This window comes from Pseudomonas sp. FSL R10-0399 (assembly GCF_009600165.1).
Lineage (GTDB): Bacteria > Pseudomonadota > Gammaproteobacteria > Pseudomonadales > Pseudomonadaceae > Aquipseudomonas > Aquipseudomonas helleri.
The window spans coordinates 1-20,833 of record NZ_WIWK01000082.1; the positions used below are offsets into that span (position 1 = coordinate 1).

Annotated in this window: 20 protein-coding genes; 13 read left to right on the forward strand and 7 right to left on the reverse strand. The window is 60.1% G+C overall.

Annotation, left to right across the window (positions count from 1 at the left end):
• On the reverse strand, window positions 1-868 hold an 868-nt coding region (locus GHO41_RS20500; RefSeq protein WP_153434505.1), incomplete at its 3' end, for a DEAD/DEAH box helicase.
• 89 nt (window positions 869-957) lie between these two features.
• Here GHO41_RS20500 and GHO41_RS20505 point away from each other — a divergent pair.
• Window positions 958-1,377, forward strand: a complete 420-nt coding sequence (locus GHO41_RS20505; protein ID WP_153330307.1) for a polyribonucleotide nucleotidyltransferase — start codon at window positions 958-960, stop codon at window positions 1,375-1,377.
• A 13-nt stretch (window positions 1,378-1,390) separates the two neighbouring features.
• Window positions 1,391-2,287, forward strand: a complete 897-nt coding sequence (locus tag GHO41_RS20510) for a cation diffusion facilitator family transporter (protein WP_048390577.1) — start codon at window positions 1,391-1,393, stop codon at window positions 2,285-2,287.
• Window positions 2,288-2,331: 44 nt separating this feature from the next.
• On the opposite strand, the gene GHO41_RS20515 is transcribed toward GHO41_RS20510, so the two are convergent.
• A complete protein-coding gene (locus GHO41_RS20515; RefSeq protein ID WP_153434506.1) occupies window positions 2,332-3,396 on the reverse strand; it encodes a DUF6515 family protein in 1,065 nt (354 codons plus the stop codon).
• 418 nt (window positions 3,397-3,814) lie between these two features.
• On the opposite strand from GHO41_RS20515, the gene GHO41_RS20520 reads away from it, so the two are divergent.
• On the forward strand, window positions 3,815-4,294 hold the full coding sequence (locus GHO41_RS20520; RefSeq protein WP_048367596.1) for an Lrp/AsnC family transcriptional regulator: 480 nt from the start codon (window positions 3,815-3,817) through the stop codon (window positions 4,292-4,294).
• Window positions 4,295-4,448: 154 nt separating this feature from the next.
• Window positions 4,449-4,658 (forward strand): DUF2788 domain-containing protein, encoded by a 210-nt coding sequence (locus GHO41_RS20525; RefSeq protein ID WP_048367598.1) that lies wholly within the window; start codon window positions 4,449-4,451, stop codon window positions 4,656-4,658.
• Here the strand turns inward: GHO41_RS20525 and GHO41_RS20530 are convergent.
• The 4 genes from GHO41_RS20530 to GHO41_RS20545 all read right to left on the reverse strand — a co-directional run bounded on the left by GHO41_RS20530 (window position 4,653) and on the right by GHO41_RS20545 (window position 11,130).
• Complete coding sequence (locus tag GHO41_RS20530) at window positions 4,653-5,219, reverse strand: pseudouridine synthase (protein WP_371928985.1); 567 nt, start codon at window positions 5,217-5,219, stop codon at window positions 4,653-4,655. The genes GHO41_RS20525 and GHO41_RS20530 overlap by 6 nt on opposite strands.
• A 143-nt stretch (window positions 5,220-5,362) precedes the next feature.
• A complete protein-coding gene (gene amn, locus GHO41_RS20535; RefSeq protein ID WP_153335827.1) occupies window positions 5,363-6,835 on the reverse strand; it encodes an AMP nucleosidase in 1,473 nt (490 codons plus the stop codon).
• Window positions 6,836-7,031: 196 nt separating this feature from the next.
• A complete protein-coding gene (locus GHO41_RS20540) occupies window positions 7,032-8,681 on the reverse strand; it encodes an acyl-CoA dehydrogenase family protein (protein WP_153434508.1) in 1,650 nt (549 codons plus the stop codon).
• A 73-nt stretch (window positions 8,682-8,754) separates the two neighbouring features.
• Window positions 8,755-11,130 carry a hybrid sensor histidine kinase/response regulator gene (locus GHO41_RS20545; protein ID WP_153434509.1) on the reverse strand — a complete coding sequence of 792 codons (2,376 nt, stop codon included), beginning with the start codon at window positions 11,128-11,130 and terminating at the stop codon, window positions 8,755-8,757.
• 190 nt (window positions 11,131-11,320) lie between these two features.
• Between GHO41_RS20545 and GHO41_RS20550 the strand changes: the two genes are divergently transcribed.
• From GHO41_RS20550 to GHO41_RS20565, 4 genes are all read left to right on the forward strand, one after another.
• On the forward strand, window positions 11,321-12,118 hold the full coding sequence (locus GHO41_RS20550; protein WP_026014362.1) for a hydroxymethylpyrimidine/phosphomethylpyrimidine kinase: 798 nt from the start codon (window positions 11,321-11,323) through the stop codon (window positions 12,116-12,118).
• Window positions 12,119-12,135: 17 nt separating this feature from the next.
• Window positions 12,136-12,762, forward strand: a complete 627-nt coding sequence (gene thiE / locus GHO41_RS20555; protein WP_153434510.1) for a thiamine phosphate synthase — start codon at window positions 12,136-12,138, stop codon at window positions 12,760-12,762.
• Between the two features lie 31 nt (window positions 12,763-12,793).
• On the forward strand, window positions 12,794-14,077 hold the full coding sequence (gene hemL / locus GHO41_RS20560; RefSeq protein ID WP_153434511.1) for a glutamate-1-semialdehyde 2,1-aminomutase: 1,284 nt from the start codon (window positions 12,794-12,796) through the stop codon (window positions 14,075-14,077).
• A gap of 318 nt (window positions 14,078-14,395) precedes the next feature.
• Window positions 14,396-14,944, forward strand: a complete 549-nt coding sequence (locus tag GHO41_RS20565) for a tetratricopeptide repeat protein (protein ID WP_048367611.1) — start codon at window positions 14,396-14,398, stop codon at window positions 14,942-14,944.
• Window positions 14,945-14,959: 15 nt separating this feature from the next.
• Here GHO41_RS20565 and GHO41_RS20570 read toward each other — a convergent pair whose 3' ends face one another.
• Window positions 14,960-15,286: a DUF1820 family protein gene (locus GHO41_RS20570; protein ID WP_048367613.1), complete on the reverse strand. Its 327-nt coding sequence runs from the start codon at window positions 15,284-15,286 to the stop codon at window positions 14,960-14,962.
• Between the two features lie 132 nt (window positions 15,287-15,418).
• Between GHO41_RS20570 and miaB the strand changes: the two genes are divergently transcribed.
• The 5 genes from miaB to lnt all read left to right on the forward strand — a co-directional run bounded on the left by miaB (window position 15,419) and on the right by lnt (window position 20,820).
• A complete protein-coding gene (miaB, locus tag GHO41_RS20575) occupies window positions 15,419-16,747 on the forward strand; it encodes a tRNA (N6-isopentenyl adenosine(37)-C2)-methylthiotransferase MiaB (protein WP_153434512.1) in 1,329 nt (442 codons plus the stop codon).
• Window positions 16,748-16,919: 172 nt separating this feature from the next.
• Window positions 16,920-17,942, forward strand: coding sequence for a PhoH family protein (locus GHO41_RS20580; RefSeq protein WP_153434513.1), 1,023 nt, complete (start codon window positions 16,920-16,922; stop codon window positions 17,940-17,942).
• Complete coding sequence (ybeY, locus tag GHO41_RS20585) at window positions 17,935-18,396, forward strand: rRNA maturation RNase YbeY (protein WP_048367619.1); 462 nt, start codon at window positions 17,935-17,937, stop codon at window positions 18,394-18,396. Before GHO41_RS20580 ends, ybeY begins: the two co-directional genes overlap by 8 nt.
• A gap of 39 nt (window positions 18,397-18,435) precedes the next feature.
• Window positions 18,436-19,275 carry an HlyC/CorC family transporter gene (locus GHO41_RS20590; RefSeq protein WP_048367621.1) on the forward strand — a complete coding sequence of 280 codons (840 nt, stop codon included), beginning with the start codon at window positions 18,436-18,438 and terminating at the stop codon, window positions 19,273-19,275.
• 21 nt (window positions 19,276-19,296) lie between these two features.
• On the forward strand, window positions 19,297-20,820 hold the full coding sequence (gene lnt / locus GHO41_RS20595) for an apolipoprotein N-acyltransferase (RefSeq protein WP_153434514.1): 1,524 nt from the start codon (window positions 19,297-19,299) through the stop codon (window positions 20,818-20,820).
• Window positions 20,821-20,833 lie beyond the last annotated feature (13 nt).

A 20,833-nucleotide genomic window follows, 5' to 3' on the forward strand; every position in this document is an offset into this window, starting at 1 on the left:
CGCCGTCGATGGTCAGGCTGGTTTCCGCGATGTTGGTGGCCAGCACCACTTTGCGTGTGCCGCTGGGCGCCGGTTCGATGGCGGCACGCTGCGCGGCCAGATCCAGTTCGCCATGCAAGGGGCACAACGCGATGTCGCTGCGCTGGCCCAACGCATCGGCCAATTGTTGAGTGACGCGACGGATCTCGGCCTGGCCGGGCAAAAACACCAGCACGCTGCCGCTCTCGTCATGGATAGCGTCCAACACGGTCTGCACCACTCGCGGCTCGATAAACTCGCCCGGCACAAAAGGCCGCCCCCAGCGCATCGCCACCGGGTACATGCGGCCTTCGCTGCGCAACACCGGGGCATCGTCTAGCAGGCTGGCCAACCGCTCGCCTTCAAGGGTGGCCGACATCAGCAGAATTTTCAGCGGCTGCTCATCGCGAAACAGCTCACGGCCATTGAGACTCAAGGCCAACGCCAGATCGGCATCCAGACTACGTTCATGGAACTCATCAAAAATCAGCAGCCCGACGCCTTCCAGCGCCGGGTCTTCTTGCAGGCGGCGGGTCAGAATGCCTTCAGTGACCACTTCGATGCGCGTGGCGGGGCCGACTTTGCTGTCCAGACGGATGCGATAACCCACGGTTTCGCCGACTTTTTCACCCAGTTCGCTGGCCAATCGCTCGGCGGCAGCCCGCGCTGCCAGGCGCCGCGGCTCCAGCATCACGATGCGCTGACCGGCCAGCCATGGCTCATTCAACAGGGCCAGCGGCACACGGGTGGTTTTACCGGCGCCGGGCGGTGCTTCGAGCACCGCTTCGTGGCGCTCACGCAAGGCTTGACGCAGTGCAGGTAAAACTTCATCAATCGGCAAAGAAATCATGGTGGCTCCAGAACAGAGCGGCGAGTATAACGGCGAACGGTTATGCATTAAGCGTGGTCTTAATTCTTCAGCGTGTTAGAGGTTTTCCTATGCGTACATTTTCCCGCGTGATTGGCGGTGTCGTGGTTGCGACGCTGCTCACTCAACTGACTGCCTGCGGCAGTATTTTCTTTCCCGATCGTCGTGGCCAGATTGATGGCAAGATCGACCCGGTGGTGGTGGTGCTCGATGGCATCGGGCTGTTGTTTTACGTGATTCCGGGCCTGATTGCGTTTGGCGTCGACTTCGCCACCGGCGCTATTTATTTGCCGCCGGGCAAGACCGCGCAAATCGCCCCGGAAAAACTTCAGGAAGCCATTGGTGCTGACGGCAAAGTGGATAACAGCAAGCTGCAGGCCATTCTGGAAAGCGAGCTGGGTCGCAGCTTCCCGCTGAACGATCCACGCCTGATCCAGCACAAGGGCAGCACCCAGCAATTAGCGATGTATGGCTTGATCCCCGCAGCCTGATAAAGGAAGGCCAATGACCAGCAGTCCGGAACACGCTCGCCTGTTACGCCTGGCCACCCGCGCCTCGGTGGCGGTGGCCAGTATTTTGATCATCACCAAAGCCATCGCCTGGTGGCTCAGTGGTTCGGTCAGCATGCTCGCCGGGCTGACAGACTCATTGCTCGATGGCGTGACCTCGTTCCTCAACCTGCTGGCGGTGCATTACGCCCTGCGCCCGGCCGATGACGATCACCGCTATGGGCACGGCAAGGCGGAATCGTTGGCGGGCATGGCGCAAGCGCTGTTTATTGGCGTAAGTGCGGTGCTGATTGCCTTTCAGGCGTTCGACCGATTGAAACACCCAGAGCCGGTCAACGCGCCGTGGATCAGCATTGCCGTGATTGTGTTCTCGCTGGTGATGACCGTGGGCCTGCTGATCCTGCAACACCGCGTAATCAAGGCCACGGGCTCCAACGCAGTGCGCGCAGATTCGCTGCATTACCGTTCGGACCTGATGCTCAACGGCAGCATTCTGGTTGCGCTGGTCTTCGCCGCCGTGGGCTTCTCGCAGCTGGATGCGTGGTTTGGTCTGGGGATTGCGGTGTACATCCTCTGGAGCGCCTTCCAGATTGCACGCGAGAGTTTTTCGGTACTGATGGACGAAGAGTTACCCACCGACGTCAGCGAAAACATGCTGGCTTTGGCCTGCGCTGTGCCGGGTGTTTTGGGCGCACACGATTTACGCACCCGGATCTCGGGCAACATCTGGTTTGTGCAACTGCACCTTGAACTGCCGGGCCAACTCAGCTTGCTGGACGCTCACACCTTGAGTGACCAAGTGGCGGCAGCCATCGAAAACGCCTACCCACGGGCCGAAGTGCTGGTGCATGCGGACCCGCAGGAGGTCGTCAAACCCAAGGCAGCGCCGTAGTCGCTGCCAAAGGCTGCGAAGGGTTGCTGAGCAACCCGGCAGTTTTAATACGTCACCTGATACCCACGACTATTCAAGCAATTGCCCTCAGCCTGCCGGTAGGTCTGCACCACGGCCGGCGCGGGGGCGTAGGCAATGTGGGCCGGATCGAAATGGCTCTGGTCAACCGCCCAGCGGTAGCAGTCGTAACGGTCCTGATCAATTTGCGCCGGGGTCTGGCCATTGGCCGGATACGCCACCACGTCATAACCGTTACTCACCGGTTGCGGCGCTGGCTGCACAATCGTCGCCGGTGGTTCGACCACGATGTAGTCCTGGGTTGCCGGCTGGTACGCGTAATAAGACCCGGCCGCGAGGAAGAACAGCGAACTACCTACCCACACCTCACGCGCATAACTGGGGATGATGCTGACGCGAATCCCGTAGGGCGGCTGCACCACGATGTAGCGCGGACCTTCGGGGCGATACCAGTAGCCCCCTGAAAAGAAGAAGTTCTGCCCGCGATACGGCACTTGGCGATATTGGCCCGGGAACCGGTCAATGGCATAACCGGGACGGTATTGCGGGCCAGGCCCCCAGCCATTGCCATGCCCTTCCGGGCGACCGGCCCAGCGCACATCATTGGGGTGAACATTATTGCCACCGGGCCTGAAGTTTTGACCACCGGCCTGCCAGTTCTGGTTGCCACCCCGGCTGGGCATCTGAGTCTGCTGCACAGCATTTGGGCGCGGCTGAATCGGCAGGTTACTCACGGGAGGCCCAGGATGCTGCTGCCCGGGGCGCACCTCAAAATGCTGTTGAGGGCCAGGATTGCCGGGCTGTGGATGAAACTCCGGGCGAGGCTGATTAGCCTGCGGCGGGCGATTTTCAGGGCGCGGCTGATTGCCTTGCTGCGGCCTATTCTCAGGGCGCTGCGTATTGCCCTGCCAACCCTCCGGTCGGCCCTGGCGCTGCTCACCGCGCGGCTGATTACCTTCTTGCCAATGCTGACCAGCGTTGGGTCGTGCTTCTTGAGAGTTTCCATCCCCTCGCTCATCAGCCAGTACTTGGCCGGTGACACTCACACAGAGCAAGCCAACCGTGGCCAAACGCCAGATGCGCGATTTCATGATGTTCCTCACTCGGGTTAGGGGGCGCGTAATCATAAGACTGGAAAACCGCAAAGCGGTTCTGCTCAAGGCTAGGGGTTGTGTACTTAATTTGCGCGCACAATAAAAAAGGGCGACCCGTCGGTCGCCCTTTGAATTTTTCCGTCCTGGCTCAACACTTGTGATGTTGGCTCACCTCGCCCCGTCTTCTGGACAGTGCGTAGCCCGGGGGCCGGGGCAACCCTGTTGGGTTGGCGGCCGCGGCAGGCCTGATTCGGCGGCCGCAGTGGACTCTATGTCCGGGCAGTGATTCTGGTAATAAGAATAGGCCTGAGGCGCCGGCAGAGGATTGCGAAGATTGCTGAATAAAATAGCACTTGCGCAATTTTTGCCTTCAGATGGATACTTTGCCGCAATAGTTATTACAAAGGGTGTCTACGTGAGCAAACTGGACCGGTACGACCTAAGCATTTTGGCGGAATTACAGCGTGATGCGCGCATCTCTAACCAGGAATTGGCCGAACGTATCGGGCTGTCGCCTTCGCCTTGCTCACGTAGGGTCAAGCAACTGGAAGACGACGGCTATATCTCGCGTCAGGTCGCGTTGCTGGACCGCAAGCTGCTGGGGTTGAGCCTCACGGCCTACGTGCTGATCGGCATGGACCGCCATACCCCTGAGCGTTTTGAGAACTTTGAAGCGGCGATTCGTACGCTGCCGCAAGTGCTGGAGTGCAGCCTGGTGACGGGCATAGACGCCGATTACCAGTTGAAAGTAGTCGTGCCGGACATGGACCATTATCAAAAGCTGCTGCTGGGCCACTTGACCCGGATTGATGGCGTGACCAGCGTACGTTCCAGTTTTGTGCTGAACCAGGTGCTCAACAGCACCGAGTTGCCGTTGACGCATTTGCGTACGTGATTAACACCCTATAGTCGCTGCCGAAGGCTGCGATGGGTTGCGTAGCAACCCCGGCTCAGCACGCACAAACGAAGGTCCTTCGGCCCTTATCGCAGCCTGCGGCAGCGGCTACAGGTTTGCGAGTGCCCCAACACGCGACCGATTGGAGACCCCAATGGATCCTGCCGTATTTGAAGAATGGATGATGACGATACTGGTCAGCGTGCTGATCCTGTTTATGGGCTTTATCGTCTGGGACCTGGCGAAAAAGTCCAAGGCCGGGCGCTTTGGTTCGATGATTCTGTTTTTTGTGCTCGGGCTTGGGGTCGCCGCGTTTGTGATCAAAAGCGTGGTGATCGGCCTGATCGAGTCGGGCGCGTTATAACCGCGCCGGCACTTCTTTGTAGTGGCCTTGCTCCAGCCCCTCAATCGTCCAGTCGCCGATGCGCACCCGCACCAGACGCAGCGTCGGCAACCCCACCGCCGCCGTCATGCGCCGCACCTGGCGGTTACGCCCCTCGCGAATCACCAGCTCCAGCCACGACGTCGGGACGCTTTTGCGAAACCGCACCGGCGGGTTACGCGGCCACAGTTCAGGTTCTTCCAGCGCTCGCGCTTCGGCGGGCAGGGTTTTGCCGTCATTCAATTGCACACCTTCACGCAGTTGCTGCAATTGCTCTGCTGTGGGCTCACCCTCAACCTGCACCCAATAGGTTTTTGGCAGTTTGTGCTTGGGGTCGGCGATTTTGGCCTGTAGCTGGCCGTCATTGGTCAGCAGCAGCAAGCCTTCGCTGTCACGGTCCAGGCGCCCGGCCGGGTAGATCCCCGGGATCGGGATAAAGTCTTTGAGGGTCGCCCGCCCGCCTTCGTCGCTGAACTGGGTCAGGACGTCGAACGGCTTGTTGAACAGAAACAACTTGGGCTCAACTGGCGGTGCCTTGGCCACACGGCGATTGGCGGCATTGGAGTTGGTGCTTTTAGATGCCGGACGGCGTGGGGCGGGACGAGCAGGACGGGACATGACAAAAAAAACATCTAGCGATCAGGGCTGGTCATGCTAGTGCCCTGATCGCTAAATGACCACTTGAATCAACGGAATGGCGGTTCGTCGAAGCTGCGCAGTTTGCGCGAGTGCAGCGAGTTGAGCTGGCCGCGCATGAGGTCGACTGCGGCAATGCCGATCTTGAGATGCTGGCTCACGGCCCGTTCATAGAACGCGTTGGCCGAGCCCGGCAGTTTGATTTCGCTGTGCAGGGGTTTGTCCGAGACACACAGCAACGTGCCGTACGGCACCCGCAAACGGTAGCCCTGGGCCGCGATGGTGCCGCTTTCCATGTCCACCGCGACCGCACGGGACAGGTTGATCAGCGGACGCTCCTGCGCCCAGCGCAACTCCCAGTTACGGTCGTCGTAGGTCAACACGGTGCCGGTGCGCAAGCGTTTTTTCAGCTCATCGCCGCGCTCGCCAGTGACCTGGGCAGCTGCTTCCTGCAACGCCAGTTGCACTTCGGCCAGTGCCGGGATCGGGATGTTCGGCGGTACGACGCGGTCCAGAATCCCGTCGCGACGCATGTAGGCGTGAGCCAGCACGTAGTCACCGATGGTCTGCGATTGGCGCAGCCCGCCGCAGTGGCCGATCATCAACCAGCAATGCGGGCGCAGCACGGCCAGGTGGTCGGTGATGTTTTTCGCGTTGGAAGGGCCGACACCGATGTTCACCAGGGTGATGCCGTGGCCGTCGCTGGCCTGCAAGTGATACGCCGGCATTTGATAGCGGTGCCAGACCACTCCGGCAGCAATTGCCTGGGCTTCGCCGTAGTCCATGGACTTTTCGATGATCACGTTACCGGGCATGACCATGCGCACAAAACGCGGGTCATCGCGCAGTTGCTCAAGGCCATGGAGGATGAACTGGTCCACGTAGCGGTGGTAGTTGGTCAGCAGGATCCACGGCTGCACATGGCGCCAGTCGCTGCCGGTGTAGTGCACCAGGCGGCGCAGCGAGAAGTCGACACGAGCCGCATCAAACAGCGCCAGAGGCAGCGGATCAGTGTTTTCCCAGTCGTACAGGCCATCGGCGATGCCATCGGTGGCGGCCGACAGGTCGGTACTCGGGAACACCCGCGCCAGCGCGGCGGCCGTAACGCCGGAGCCTGCAAGCTCGTCGCCCTGCTCAACCACGTACGGGTACGGGATGTCTTGCTGGCTGACACCGACTTCGACCACCACGGTGAAATCACGCATCAACGGCACCAACTGCTCCAGCAGGTAGTGACGGAACGCGGCGGGATGGGTGACGGTGACGCTGTAAGTGCCAGGCAGTTGCACCTTGGCATAAGCACGGGTGGTGGTCGGGACTTCGCCATGGATGCGGTAGGTCAGACGCAGTTCCGGGTAACGAAACAGGGCACGTTCTTCCGGGGTCGGTTCGATCCGGTCTTTCAGGTAGCGCTTGAGTGCCTGGCTTAACGCCGTGGTTGCGCGTTCATGCAGGGCCGCAAGGCGGTCGACAGCCTCGGCAGCGGTTGAAACGACAATAAAAGCTTCGGTCACGATAAGCATCCTGTCTTCTGAACTGGCAGGGCTTTATCTTGCCTGTATCAATCGTTAAAGCATACCGGGCACACCACAAAACCCTGTAGCCGTACGATCGGTGGGAGCGGGCTTGCTCGCGATTGGATTGACTCGGTGCCACAGACAGACCGAGTTGTCTTTATCGCGAGCAAGCCCGCTCCCACAGTGCATGGGTGGGTGAGGGTTAAAGGATGTGCGGGGTTGAGCGCTCGACGATGGCGACGACGTTCAGGCCGCGTGGCAGGTTGCCGTAGGCGCGACCGCTACCGTGTAGCCGACTGGCAATAAAGGCGTCGCTGACGTCGCTGTTACCGGCTTCCAAAAGCAGTTTGGCCTGTAAGCCCAAGGCGATGTCTTCGGTCAGTTGGCGAGCGCGGTATTGAATGTCATCGGTGTCTTTAAAGGCCTGCTGCAACCGCACAATGTGCTGTGCCAAACGTGCATCGCCATGGCCATCACCCAGTTCGGCAAACAACGCGTCCAGCACGCCCGGCTCTTTGGACAAAGCGCGTAACACGTCGAGGCATTGCACATTGCCGGAGCCTTCCCACGTTGAGTTGACCGGCGCCTCGCGGTACAGGCGCGGCAAGATGCTGTCTTCAACATACCCCGCGCCGCCCATGCATTCCGCCGCTTCGTTGATCATGGCCGGCGCGCGTTTGCAGATCCAATATTTGCCCACCGCCGTTACCAGCCGCGAGAAACGGGCCTCGTGCGAGTCATCCAGATGGTCAAGCGCACGGCCCATGCGCAGGCTCAAGGCCAGCGCGGCCTCGCTTTCCAGCGCCAAATCAGCCAGCACGTTTTGCATCAAGGGTTGTTCAGCCAACACCCGGCCGCCCACCAAGCGGTGCGCACAGTGATGGCTGGCCTGGGTCAGCGCCTGCCTCATCAGCGCGCTGGAGCCCACCATGCAGTCGAAGCGGGTCATGGCGACCATTTCAATGATCGTCGGCACGCCGCGCCCTTCTTCGCCGATCATCCACGCCAGCGCCCCACGGAACTCGACTTCGCTGGAGGCATTTGAGCTGTTGCCCAGTTTGTTTTTCAGACGCTGGATATAGAAATCATTACGGCTGCCATCGGGGCGGTGGCGCGGCAGCAGAAAACAGCTCAGGCCTTTGTCGGTTTGCGCCAAGGTCAAAAAACCATCGCACATGGGCGCCGAGCAAAACCATTTGTGCCCAAGCAGCTCATACGCCTGCCCCGGCCCGGCAGCGCCCACCGGGTAGGCGCGGGTGGTGTTGGCGCGCACATCGGTGCCGCCCTGTTTTTCGGTCATTGCCATGCCCAGGGTGACCCCGGCTTTTTGGCTGATGTCGACGTTACGCGGGTCGTATTGAGTGGCCAGCACTTTGGGCAGCCATACGTGGGCAATGTCCGGTTGCAGGCGCAAAGCCGGAACGCTGGCGAAGGTCATGGTCAACGGGCAGCCACTGCCGGCTTCGGCCTGGCTGTGCAGGTAGGTCATGGACGCCCGGGCCACATGAGCGCCGGGCTGCGGGTCGGTCCAGGGCAAGGACGGCAAGCCGTGCTCAATCGCGGTACGCATCAGTTCGTGGTACGCGGGGTGAAACTCCACCAGATCGATCCGATGGCCAAAGCGGTCATGGCTGACAAACACCGGTTTGTGTTCATTGGCCAAAAAGCCCGCTGCCATCAACGGCCCACCGGCCAGCGCACCGTACTGATCAATCCGCCCTTGCGCCCAACCCGCACCGAAGTGCTGGCTCCAGTGCTGCAACGGCAAGTCAATACGGTACAGATTGATGCCGTCCAACGACGGCGGCTGATTGGTCACCTGGTGGGTTTCGGCGTATTGATGCAGGTTCATGGTGCAGGCTCCTCGGATCAATCCAATGACCCAGTGAAGCACGCACAGCCACCATCACAAGTGGCATATGCGCCTAAGACCCGGCGCTTTTGCCCTCACCGACCACCAACAGGCGCTGCGCAAGGGCCTGCTGCACGTCATCGATACCCAGCGGTTTGATCAAAGCATCGGTGATCGCATCGACCTGCACACGCGCCGCTTGGGCCTCAGCGGCAGACTCAAACACCGCCAGCACCGGCAGTTGCAAACACACCGCCAGGGTCAGCAGTTGAGCGTCTTTTGACGTGGCGGTAATCCGCGCCAGCGGGCAACCGAGCAACACTGCATCGACGCGTTCGCGGCGCAGCAGGTCGATGGCGGCCTGACCGCTGTCGGCGCAATGCACCCGATAGCCCAATGCGAGCAGCATGCCGTACAGGTCTGGCGCACCGACGTCGTGGTCTTCAACCAGCAACACGGTGCACTCCATCGGGCTTTTTTTCAGGTTCAGGACAGTGCTCTGGGTGGCCGGGGCCAATGCCTCAAGCTCCAGCGAAACCTGGAACTGCGAGCCCTGACGCGGCTGCGAATGGTGAGTCAACTGGCCGCCCATCAGCTCTACCAAGCGCCGGCAAATAGCCAAACCAATCCCCAGGCCGCCGTAGTTGCGGGTCATGGAACCATCGACCTGGAAGAAGTGCTGGTACAGTTCGGCCCGTTCCTGATGAACAAAGCCGATACCGCTGTCGATCACATTGAACGCCAACGACCAGCGCGCCTCGTCGATGGCGTTGCCGGTCACGCGTAAAATTACCCCGCCTTCGCAGGTGAACTTGATGGCGTTATCCAGCAAGCATTCGAGGCACTGGCGAATTTTCGCTTCATCCCCAACCCAGTGATCAGGCAAACCGTGGGCAATGTCATACGAAAAAGTCAGCCCTTTACTGCGGGCCTTTGGGGCGAATTCAGCACTCAGGCCTTTGAGCAGTTCGCCAAGACTAAAGGGCTGCAACTCGGCCGCGAGGCGACCGGCCTGCAACTCGGTCAAGGACAAAATGCCATTGACCATGCCCATCATTTGCCGCGCCGAGCCTTCGGCGGTCTGGGTGTAGAGTTCGAGTTCAGAGCCCATGTCCAGGGTTTTGATCAACTCCAACGAACCGATAACCCCGTTCATGGGCGTGCGCAGTTCGTGGGTGACCGTGGACAGGAACTCGTCTTTAAGCTGGTTGGTGCGGGCCAGTTGCTGGTTCATGGCCGCCAGTTTTTGCCCGGTTTCTTGCAAGGTGCGCGCATGCAGGTCACGCATGGCGTTGATCCGGTCGGCCAGCGCCAGCGACAGCAGGCAGCCTTCGACCGCCGAGCCGATCTGGCTGGCGTACATGGTCAGGAAGACGTTCGGCAGGTAGCCCAGAACCATCAGCGTGTTGACCAGACCACCGAGCAAAAATGCCGACCAGGCAATTACAAAGTAGCGCGCCACCCTCAAACCACGGGCCCAGGCCACCACGCCCGCAACAAAGATGACCACGATAAACGCCAGCGCCAGCGCCGTGGCCAGCCGCAGAGCCACAGCATAACTGGTGACCAGCGACAGCAGCATGACCAGCGCACCCATGCCCATCAGCAGGATCAGCGCACGGTCCAGCCAGCGGCTTTGCGAGCCGATCTGCAAAAAAGAGCGCGCAAACTGGCAGCCAAATAGCGCAGCTGAACCGATCAAAAACGGCACCGACGCGTTGGCCCACCACGGGTTGTTGGGCCAGAAATACTGCACCGCTGCGCCGTTGACCGCGAGCTGGTACAGGCCAAACGAGGCCATGTAGACGATGTAATACAGGTAGCTGGTGTCACGCACGCTGATGTAGATGAACAGGTTGTACACCAGCATCCCCAGCAGAACCCCGTAAATCAGGCCCAGCACATAAATGCGCTGGGGCTGTTCTTCGAGGTAGGCCTGCGCAGACCACAAGGTGAGCGGTGCTTGAATCGAGCCTTCGCTGGCCAGACGCAGGTAGACAGTCTGGCTTTGCCCAGGGCTGAAATGGAGTTCGAAGAGGTAGTTGTTTTCTTTGATCTGCCGGCTGCCGAAGGGCAAGGCATCGCCGGTGCGCTCAGCCAGGTAGTAGTTGCCTGCTGCATCGGCCAGGTACAGGTCGATGTTGTCCAGCGGCGGATACGCCAGCTCCATCAACCAGGTGCGGTGTGCTGCTGGGTCTTTGGGCAAGTAGCGCAGATCAATTTTTAGCCAGAAGGCCGAGCGCGAGTACCCTGCATTCAGCGTGTCTTTGGTGTGGAGCTTGAACAGACCCGGGTTGGCGATCACATCGCTCAACGTCGCCTGGCCTCCCACATCTTCGAAGACCTGCATCACTCGACCCAAGGGCAGGCTCTGGGTGGTTTCGTCGAACTCGACTGCGCCGGCCAGCATCGGTAGCCAGCCCAGCATCATAATCAGCAAATAGCGCATACAGCCCCAGCGTGGTCCGCCCGGTTACGTGCAGAATCTCCTGTTCCGTTTGAGACCGCGTCGACCGTCTTACCTGTTAGTAATGTGGGGCTCACTTTAGCATAGCCATCCCGATGGAGCCGCATGGCCATCATACAAATCAGCGGACCAAACAGCCGCAAAAAAGCGTTTGGTGGTAAGCTCGCGCACCATGAATATCTACAGCTCTCGCCCCGTTGTCCTCTGTCTCTCCGGCCATGACCCCAGTGGGGGTGCCGGCTTGCAGGCAGATATCGAAGCCCTGCTGGCTCAAGGTTGTCACGCGGCCCCCGTGGTCACCGCCTTGACTGTGCAGAACACCGTGAATGTCAGCGACTTCCGCGTGCTGGATCGAGAGTGGGTGCTGGCGCAAGCCAACGCCGTGCTCAGCGACTCCACGGTTGCGGCCGTCAAGCTGGGCATGCTCGGCTCATTGGAAATGGTCGACACCGTGGTCGAGCTGCTTCAAGCCCACCCGCATCTGCCGATGGTCTGTGACCCGGTACTGCGCGCGGGCGGCGGCGGTCGACTGGGTAAAGACGAAGTGGGCTACGCCATGCGCGAGCGCTTGCTGCCCCTGGCCGTGATCGCCACGCCCAACCTGCCTGAGGCCCGCATTCTGGCCGAACTGCCTGAGGGCAGCGCCGATGAATGCGCCGAAAAACTCCTGCCTTTCTGCAAACACCTGCTCATCACCGGCGGACACGGCGATGAACACGAAGTCCATAACCGCCTGTACAGCCGCGACGGCAGCCGTCACACCTTCACCTGCTATCGTCTGCCGGGCAGCTATCACGGCTCGGGCTGCACCTTGGCCAGCACCCTGGCCGGGCGTTTGGCCATTGGCGAAAACCTGGTCAGCGCGGTCGAGACGGCGCTCAACTACACGTGGCGCACCCTGCGTGATGCCGAGCAACTGGGCCAGGGCCAATTTGTGCCCCGGCGCTTACCGCTGGACTTCTGTTCGTAACGAATGAGGCTCGACCCATGAAGCTGCGTGGTCTTTACGCAATCACCGATAGCCAACTGCTGGCCGGCAAATGCCTTGAGTATGTCGAGGCGGCGCTGGATGGCGGCCTGACACTGTTGCAGTACCGCGACAAAAGCACCGATGAGGCCCGCCGCTTGCGCGAGGCCGAGGCGTTGAAGCACCTGTGCGATCGTTATAAGGCGCACTTGCTGATCAACGATGACGCCGAACTGGCCGCGCGCCTGGGCGTGGGTGTTCACCTGGGCCAGACCGACGGCCCGCTGACACCTGCACGGGCACTGCTCGGCCGGAAGGCCATTATTGGCTCAACGTGCCACGACCAGATCGATCTGGCCGAGCAGGCAGTGAAGGAAGGCGCCACCTATGTGGCCTTTGGGCGCTTTTTCACCTCCAGCACCAAGCCCGGCGCTGCCCCGGCGGCCCCCGAGGTGATCAATCAGGCGCGCGCCAGGCTTATAAACGTGCCGATCTGTGTGATTGGCGGCATTACCCTGGACAACGCCGCCCCGCTGGTCGAGCGCGGGGCTGATTTGCTGGCCGTGGTGCACGGCCTGTTTGGCGCCGACAGCACGCAGGAAGTGACCCGACGCGCCCGCGCGTTCAACGCCTTGCTGTCTATTTAAATACCGAATTCTGATTCAGAGAGAGCCCATCATGTCTCGTTCCGAAACGCTGTTTGCCAACGCTCAAAAACACATCCCCGGCGGCGTGAACTCGCCTGTTCGTGCTTTCAAGAGCGTGGGCGGCACGCCTTTGTTCTTCAAACATGCCGAAGGTGCCTACGTCACTGACGAAGACGACAAGCGTTATGTCGACTACGTGGGTTCGTGGGGCCCGATGATTTTGGGCCACAGCCACCCGGACGTGCTGGACGCGGTGCGTGCGCAACTGCAACACGGCTTGTCCTACGGCGCCCCGACCGCCATGGAAACCGAGATGGCCGACCTGGTGTGCTCGATTGTGCCGTCCATGGAAATGGTCCGCATGGTGAGTTCCGGCACAGAAGCCACCATGAGCGCCATCCGTCTGGCGCGCGGCTTTACCGGGCGTGACAACATCCTCAAGTTCGAAGGCTGCTACCACGGCCACTCCGACAGCCTGCTGGTAAAAGCCGGCTCCGGCGCACTGACCCAAGGCGTTCCAAGCTCGGGCGGCGTGCCGGCCGACTTCGCCAAACACACCCTGACCACCACCTTTAACGACATCGACGCCGTTGCGCAGTTGCTGGCAGAAGTCGGCGATACAGTGGCGTGCATCATTGTTGAGCCGGTGGCGGGCAACATGAACTGCGTGCCACCCGCGCCGGGCTTCCTGCAAGGCCTGCGCAGCCTGTGCGACCAGCACGGCATCGTGCTGATTTTTGACGAAGTGATGACCGGTTTCCGTGTAGCCCTGGGCGGCGCCCAAGCCCACTACGGCGTCACACCCGACCTGAGCACCTTCGGCAAAATCATTGGCGGCGGCATGCCGGTAGGCTGCTTCGGCGGCAAGCGCGAGATCATGCAGCACATCGCCCCGCTGGGCCCGGTGTATCAGGCGGGTACGCTGTCCGGTAACCCGTTGGCGATGGCCGCCGGCCTGACCACCCTGCGCCTGATCAGCCGCGCAGGCTTCCATGACGAGCTGACCGACTACACCACGCGCCTGCTTGCAGGCCTGCAAGAACGCGCAGACGCTGCCGGCATTCCTTTTGTGACCACCCAGGCGGGTGCCATGTTTGGCCTGTACTTCAGCGAAGCCGATGACATCGTGACCTTCGACGACGTCATGGCCAGCGATGCCGATCGCTTCAAGCGGTTCTTCCACCTGATGCTGGACGGCGGCGTGTACCTGGCGCCAAGTGCGTTTGAAGCCGGCTTCACTTCGATTGCCCACGGCGACGCCGAACTGAAACTGACCCTGGATGCTGCCGAGCGCGCTTTTGCTGCGTTGAAATAACCCTTTGCCCAAACACCGCGGGATCCGCCTCTCGTAGGAGCTGCCGAAGGCTGCGATCTTTTGATTGTTAAAAGATCGCAGCCTTCGTGCCTCGGCAGCTCCTACAGTGGTTAAAGAGGGGTTTATGTTCTTTTTATGCGCGTGAGGGGCTAATCATTTATGCCACCTGTCCAAAATCGTCTTAAATCAATCGATATGGCGGTCACGCAGCAGAAAAACGAGTAAAGACTTTGTAAGGTGGCCTCCGCTTATTTCATAATGCGCGCCTACTCATCCCTTGGTCGGGTATGCCCGCCTTTCAGAGGTACGTCGATTCCCATGAACCGCACCGGCCGCGCCCTTGCACTGGGCTGCCTGTTGCTCCTTCAACCGTTGCTTGCTCAGGCAGGTGGCAACTCGCTGTTGATTCCAGCGATGGGTCGTTGCACCCTCAATACGCAGCCAGAAGACCTCAAAGAAGCTCTGGCAGCCTGCGTTGAGGCGGCAAAAACCGGGGATGCAGAAGCTCAATACGAGCTGGGTGAGTTCTATTACGACGGTAAAAACGCCCCGCAAGACCTCAATCAGGCCCTGAGCTACTTCGAACAAGCGTCGCTGCAAGGCCACGCCATGGCGCAGTTTCAGCTGGGCACCATGTTCTTCAAGGGTGAAGGCGTTCCGGCCAATAACATTCAGGCGTACATCGTGCTGAAAATGGCTGCGGTCAACGGCGCCGAAGACGCGCTCGACACCGCCGACCTGGTCGCCGAGCAAATGCCCCGCGAACAACTCGAGACTGCCACCCAGATCCTGGGGCAGATCTTCCGCAAGTACCTGCTTGAGCTGCAATCGGCCGACGGTCGCTCGCCGTTTTCACCGCTGCCTTAAGGTAAAAGTGCCGAACTACTTGTCCGGCATCGGAAACGGAAACGGCATCACGTTGCTCATGCCATTGGCTTCGCTGATTTTCGGCGTCCCCAGACGTTCAACTTCATCAATTCGCACAATCGAGTGCATCGGCACAAAGCTGCGTACCACGCCTTCAAATTGAGCCTTGAGCTTTTCTTCGCTCGGATCAACGACGATTTGCGTGCGCTCCCCGAAGACAAATTCCTCAACTTCCAGAAAGCCCCACAGATCACTTTGATAGATCTGCTTGGCGTACATTTCGAACACCTGGCCCTGATTGAGGAAAATCACCTTGTAGATTGGAGCTTCACGTTTGGTCATGGTGGGCGGGTAGACATCTGAGGATATAAAAGAGGGCGCGAACTATAGCATAGCCATCGGACGCGCAACGCTAGGAACCCGCGACCATGCCCCCTATAATGCGCGGTTCTTTGAACCACTTGATGAACACCCATGGCCAAGAAGCTTTACATCGAAACCCACGGTTGCCAGATGAATGAGTACGACAGCTCACGCATGGTCGATCTGCTGGGTGAACATCAGGCCCTGGAAGTCACAGCGCGCGCCGAAGACGCTGATGTCATCCTGCTGAATACCTGTTCGATCCGTGAACGCGCCCAAGACCGCGTGTACTCGCAACTGGGCCGCTGGCGCGAGCTGAAACTGGCCAACCCCGAGATGGTCATTGCCGTCGGCGGTTGCGTTGCCAGCCAGGAAGGCGCCGCCATCCGCGACCGCGCCCCTTACGTCGACGTAGTCTTCGGTCCGCAAACCCTGCACCGCCTGCCCGAGATGATCGACGCTGCGCGCATCACCAAGTTGCCGCAGGTTGACGTGTCGTTCCCCGAGATCGAAAAATTCGACCACCTGCCAGAACCCCGCATCGACGGCCCAAGTGCCTATGTGTCGGTCATGGAAGGTTGCAGCAAGTACTGTACGTTCTGCGTGGTGCCCTACACCCGTGGCGAAGAAGTCAGCCGCCCGTTCGACGACGTGCTCAGCGAAGTGATCCACCTGGCTGAAAACGGCGTGCGTGAAGTGACCTTGCTGGGCCAGAACGTCAACGGCTATCGCGGCCTGACCGAGGACGGTCGCCTGGCGGACCTCGCTGAACTGATTCGCGTAGTGGCGGCCATCGACGGGATCGAGCGCATTCGCTACACCACCTCGCACCCGCTGGAGTTCTCGGACAGCCTGATCCAGGCCCACGCCGACGTGCCGGAGCTGGTAAAACACCTGCACTTGCCGGTGCAATCGGGCTCGGACCGCATTCTCTCGGCGATGAAGCGCAACCATACGGCGCTGGAGTACAAGTCCAAGCTGCGCAAACTGCGCGCGGCGGTGCCGGGCATTTGCATCAGCTCTGACTTTATCGTCGGCTTCCCCGGTGAAACCGAAAAAGACTTCGAGCAAACCATGAAGCTGATCGAGGACGTCGGTTTCGACTTCTCGTACTCCTTTGTGTACAGCCAGCGCCCGGGCACGCCTGCGGCCGACCTGGTTGACGACACGCCAGAAGAGCGCAAAAAAGAACGCCTCAACGCGCTGCAACACCGCCTGAACCAACAAGGTTTTGAGATCAGCCGGCAAATGGTCGGCTCCACTCAGCGGATTCTGGTGACCGATTACTCGAAAAAAGACCCTGGTGAATTGCAAGGGCGCACCGAAAACAACCGCATTGTTAACTTCCGCTGCGACAACCCGCAGTTGATCGGACAATTCGCCGACGTGCGCATCGATGCCGCCCAGCCGCACTCCCTGCGGGGTTCGCTGCTGAACTAATGCAGGCTTCTGTAGGAGCGAGCTCGTCTCGCGATCTTTTGATCGTCGAAAAGATCGCGAGACGAGCTCGCCCCTGCAGAAGGTTAATCATTTATCACGGCCCTTTCGCGCGTGACCTGCTAGCGTTATCCTTCATCTCACCTCAATTGCCTTAGGGCGGCTAAAAACGACCTTGAACGCACCCATCGAACCACATCGTTTTCTCCTCGAGCCTTTTGAGGCTCGCCGCTTCGCCAATCTGTGCGGACAATTTGACGAGCATTTGCGCTTGGTCGAACAACGTCTGGGCATCGAAATCCGCAATCGCGGTAACCAGTTCGAAATGATCGGCGACCCCAAACTGACCGTTTCTGCAGAACACCTGCTGCGCCGCCTGTACCGCGAAACCAAAGCCACTGAGCTTTCGCCGGACCTGGTGCACCTGTTTTTGCAAGAGTCTGCTGCCACCGATGACCTGGCCAATACGCCTGTGGCCGAGGCCAGCGTGTCGCTGCGCACCAAAAAGGGCATGATCCGCCCGCGCGGCACCAACCAGCAGCGCTACGTCAAAGAAATCCTCGGCAACGACATCAACTTCGGCATTGGCCCAGCCGGTACGGGTAAGACCTACCTGGCCGTGGCCTGCGCAGTTGACGCCCTGGAGCGCGAGCAAATCCGCCGCATCCTGCTGGTGCGCCCGGCGGTTGAAGCGGGTGAAAAACTCGGCTTCCTGCCGGGCGACCTGTCGCAAAAAATCGACCCGTACCTGCGTCCGCTGTATGACGCGCTGTACGAGATGCTCGGCTTTGAATACGTGGCCAAGCTGATCGAGCGGCAAATTATTGAAGTGGCACCGCTGGCCTACATGCGCGGTCGCACGCTGAACAACAGCTTCATCATTCTCGACGAAAGCCAGAACACCACCGTCGAGCAGATGAAGATGTTCCTGACCCGTATCGGCTTCGGCTCCACGGCCGTGATCACCGGTGACATCACCCAGATCGACCTGCCAAAAGGCACCAAGTCGGGGCTGACCCACGTGATTGACGTGCTCAAGGATGTGCCGGGCATCAGCTTTACGCACTTTTTGTCCAAAGACGTTGTGCGCCACCCGCTGGTACAACGCATCGTTGAGGCCTACGGGCGCTACGAACAGGAAGCCGCTGACAAGCTGGCCGCCCTGCCCGCCGCCAAGGACTACCGCAAAGATGCTTGAGCTTGACCTGCAACTGGCCACCGAAGCCGCTGCGCCCAGCGAAGCCCAGTTCCGCCAATGGTGCGAACTGGCGCTGCGCCAGCGCACCGCCGACTCGGAAATGACCATTCGTCTGGTGGACGAAGCCGAAGGCCGTGAGCTTAATCACACTTGGCGACACAAAGACTACGCGACCAACGTGCTGTCTTTTCCGGCAGAAGTGCCGGACGAATTCCTTGATATCCCGCTTCTGGGTGACCTGGTCATCTGTGTGGCCGTGGTTGAGCGTGAAGCCGCCGAACAAGGCAAGGCACTTGACGCTCACTGGGCTCACTTGGTGATCCACGGCTGCTTGCATCTTCTGGGTTACGACCATATAGAAGACGAAGAAGCCGAAGAGATGGAAGCGCTGGAACGAACGTTGCTTGCAGAACTGGGTCATCCGGATCCGTATGCAGACGACGAAACTGATTAACAAACCACTGAAACGACCAAGGGATACGAGTAAATCGCTATGAGCGAAGACCGATCGAGCAACGGGCAAAAGTCATGGTTGGGTAAGCTGACCCAGGCCTTTGCCCATGAGCCGAAAAACCGCCAGGAGCTGCTGGAGCTGCTGCGCGAAGCACATCAGAACAAATTGTTGGACAGCGAAGCGCTGGCCATCGTCGAAGGCGCCATCCAGGTGGCTGACCTGCAAGTACGGGACATCATGGTCCCGCGTTCGCAGATGATCAGCATCAAGGCGACCCAGACACCCCGCGAATTCCTCCCGGCGATCATCGACGCAGCGCACTCGCGTTATCCCGTGATCGGCGAAAGCCACGATGACGTCCTCGGCGTCCTGCTGGCCAAAGACCTGCTGCCGCTGATCCTTCAAGAGAACGGCGACAAATTCAACATCAAGGATCTGCTCCGTCCAGCGACGTTTGTTCCTGAGTCCAAGCGCCTGAACGTGTTGTTGCGTGAATTCCGTGCCAACCATAACCACATGGCCATCGTCATTGACGAATACGGCGGCGTGGCCGGCCTGGTGACGATTGAAGACGTTCTGGAACAGATCGTCGGCGACATCGAAGACGAACACGATGTCGAAGAAGACAGCTACATCAAGCCACTGCCCAGCGGTGACTTCCTGATCAAGGCCCTGACGCCTATCGAGAACTTCAACGAGTTCTTTGACAGCGACTTCTCCGACGATGAGTTCGACACCGTTGGCGGCCTGGTCATGAGTGCGTTCGGGCACTTGCCAAAACGCAATGAAATCACTGAAATCGGCCCTTACCGCTTCCGCATCCTCAATGCCGACAGCCGCCGGATTCACCTGATTCGCTTAACGCCCATTGCCCGCTAAACCCTGACGCTAAGGATTGAAATGCGCTGGATAACCGCCCCCGGCTGGCCCGGTAACTTGCTGGCTGTGGTGGCCGGCGCACTGACAACCCTGGCGTTGGCACCTTTCGATATCTGGCCGCTGGCACTGGTTGCCCTGGCCCTGTTCTATCTGGGCTTGCGCGACCTGTCGCCCAAGCAGGCGCTGGGCCGTGGCTGGTGCTTCGGCTTTGGCCTGTTTGGCGCGGGCACCAGCTGGATCTACTACAGCATTCACCATTTCGGCGGGGCTTCGGTGCTATTGGCCGGCTTCCTGATGCTGCTGTTCACCGCCGCCATTGCCTGGTTCTTTGCCCTGCCCGCCTGGCTGTGGGCACGCTGGATCCGCCGCAATGAAGCGCCGCTGGCCGACACCCTGGCCTTTGCTGCGCTGTGGACGGCCCAAGAGGCTTTCCGTGGCTGGTTCCTCACGGGGTTCCCATGGCTTTACTCGGGTTACAGCCAACTCGACGGTCCCCTGGCCGGACTCGCGCCGCTGGGCGGCATGTGGCTGATTTCGTTCACCCTGGCGCTGACCGCAGCGTTGCTGTGCAACCTGCCCCGCCTGATCAAAGCCAGGCGCAAAGCCTTTATCGGCGCTGCCGTGGTGTTGCTGGTCGGTCCTTGGTGCATCGGCATTGCGCTCAAGCATCACGCCTGGACCAGCCCTTCGGGTGACCCGCTGAGCGTGGCGGCAATGCAGGGCAACGTCGCACAAAGCATGAAATGGGACCCGGCTGAGCTTAATGCGCAGTTGGCGCTGTACCGCGACATGACCTTCAGCTCCAAGCGCGTCGACCTGATTGTGTGGCCTGAAACGGCCATTCCGGTGCTCAAAGAGAACGCCGAAGGCTATTTGACGATGATGAGCCGGTTCGCCGCCGAGCGAAATTCCGCGTTGATCACCGGCGTGCCGATCCGTGAAGAAGTGCGCCACGAATCGCGCTTCTTCAACGGCATCACGGCCGTGGGTGAAGGCGATGGCGTGTACCTGAAACAAAAACTCGTACCGTTTGGTGAGTACGTCCCGTTGCAGGACGTACTGCGCGGCCTGATCGCGTTTTTTGACCTGCCGATGTCAGACTTTGCCCGCGGGCCTGCCGACCAACCCATGTTGCAAGCCAAGGGTTACCAGATTGCCCCGCTGATTTGCTACGAGGTGGTGTACCCGGACTTTGTCGCTGGGCTGGCCGCGCAAAGCGATATTTTGCTGACCATCAGCAACGACACCTGGTTCGGCACCTCGATCGGCCCCCTGCAACATTTGCAGATGGCCCAGATGCGCGCCCTTGAAGCGGGCCGCTGGATGATCCGCGCAACCAACAACGGCGTCACCGCGCTGATCAACCCGTTTGGGCAGATCACCACGCAGATCCCGCAGTTCGAGCAAGGGATCCTGTATGGCGACGTGGTGCCCATGCACAACCTGACGCCTTACCTGCAATGGCGCTCGTGGCCGCTGGCAATCCTGTGTGCGTTGCTGATTGGCTGGGCGCTAATCACCAGCCGCATCGCCAAGACGGTGTAAACCGAAGGCCACC

Bases quoted from the DNA above. Each gene is read 5' to 3' on its own strand.
- GHO41_RS20505 (WP_153330307.1), top strand. From the start codon at position 958: ATGCGTACATTTTCCCGCGTGATTGGCGGTGTCGTGGTTGCGACGCTG.
- GHO41_RS20510 (WP_048390577.1), top strand. From the start codon at position 1,391: ATGACCAGCAGTCCGGAACACGCTCGCCTGTTACGCCTGGCCACCCGC.
- GHO41_RS20515 (WP_153434506.1), bottom strand. From the start codon at position 3,396: ATGAAATCGCGCATCTGGCGTTTGGCCACGGTTGGCTTGCTCTGTGTG.
- GHO41_RS20525 (WP_048367598.1), top strand. From the start codon at position 4,449: ATGGATCCTGCCGTATTTGAAGAATGGATGATGACGATACTGGTCAGC.
- amn (WP_153335827.1), bottom strand. From the start codon at position 6,835: ATGCTTATCGTGACCGAAGCTTTTATTGTCGTTTCAACCGCTGCCGAG.
- GHO41_RS20540 (WP_153434508.1), bottom strand. From the start codon at position 8,681: ATGAACCTGCATCAATACGCCGAAACCCACCAGGTGACCAATCAGCCG.
- GHO41_RS20545 (WP_153434509.1), bottom strand. From the start codon at position 11,130: ATGCGCTATTTGCTGATTATGATGCTGGGCTGGCTACCGATGCTGGCC.
- GHO41_RS20550 (WP_026014362.1), top strand. From the start codon at position 11,321: ATGAATATCTACAGCTCTCGCCCCGTTGTCCTCTGTCTCTCCGGCCAT.
- thiE (WP_153434510.1), top strand. From the start codon at position 12,136: ATGAAGCTGCGTGGTCTTTACGCAATCACCGATAGCCAACTGCTGGCC.
- hemL (WP_153434511.1), top strand. From the start codon at position 12,794: ATGTCTCGTTCCGAAACGCTGTTTGCCAACGCTCAAAAACACATCCCC.
- GHO41_RS20565 (WP_048367611.1), top strand. From the start codon at position 14,396: ATGAACCGCACCGGCCGCGCCCTTGCACTGGGCTGCCTGTTGCTCCTT.
- GHO41_RS20570 (WP_048367613.1), bottom strand. From the start codon at position 15,286: ATGACCAAACGTGAAGCTCCAATCTACAAGGTGATTTTCCTCAATCAG.
- miaB (WP_153434512.1), top strand. From the start codon at position 15,419: ATGGCCAAGAAGCTTTACATCGAAACCCACGGTTGCCAGATGAATGAG.
- ybeY (WP_048367619.1), top strand. From the start codon at position 17,935: ATGCTTGAGCTTGACCTGCAACTGGCCACCGAAGCCGCTGCGCCCAGC.
- GHO41_RS20590 (WP_048367621.1), top strand. From the start codon at position 18,436: ATGAGCGAAGACCGATCGAGCAACGGGCAAAAGTCATGGTTGGGTAAG.
- lnt (WP_153434514.1), top strand. From the start codon at position 19,297: ATGCGCTGGATAACCGCCCCCGGCTGGCCCGGTAACTTGCTGGCTGTG.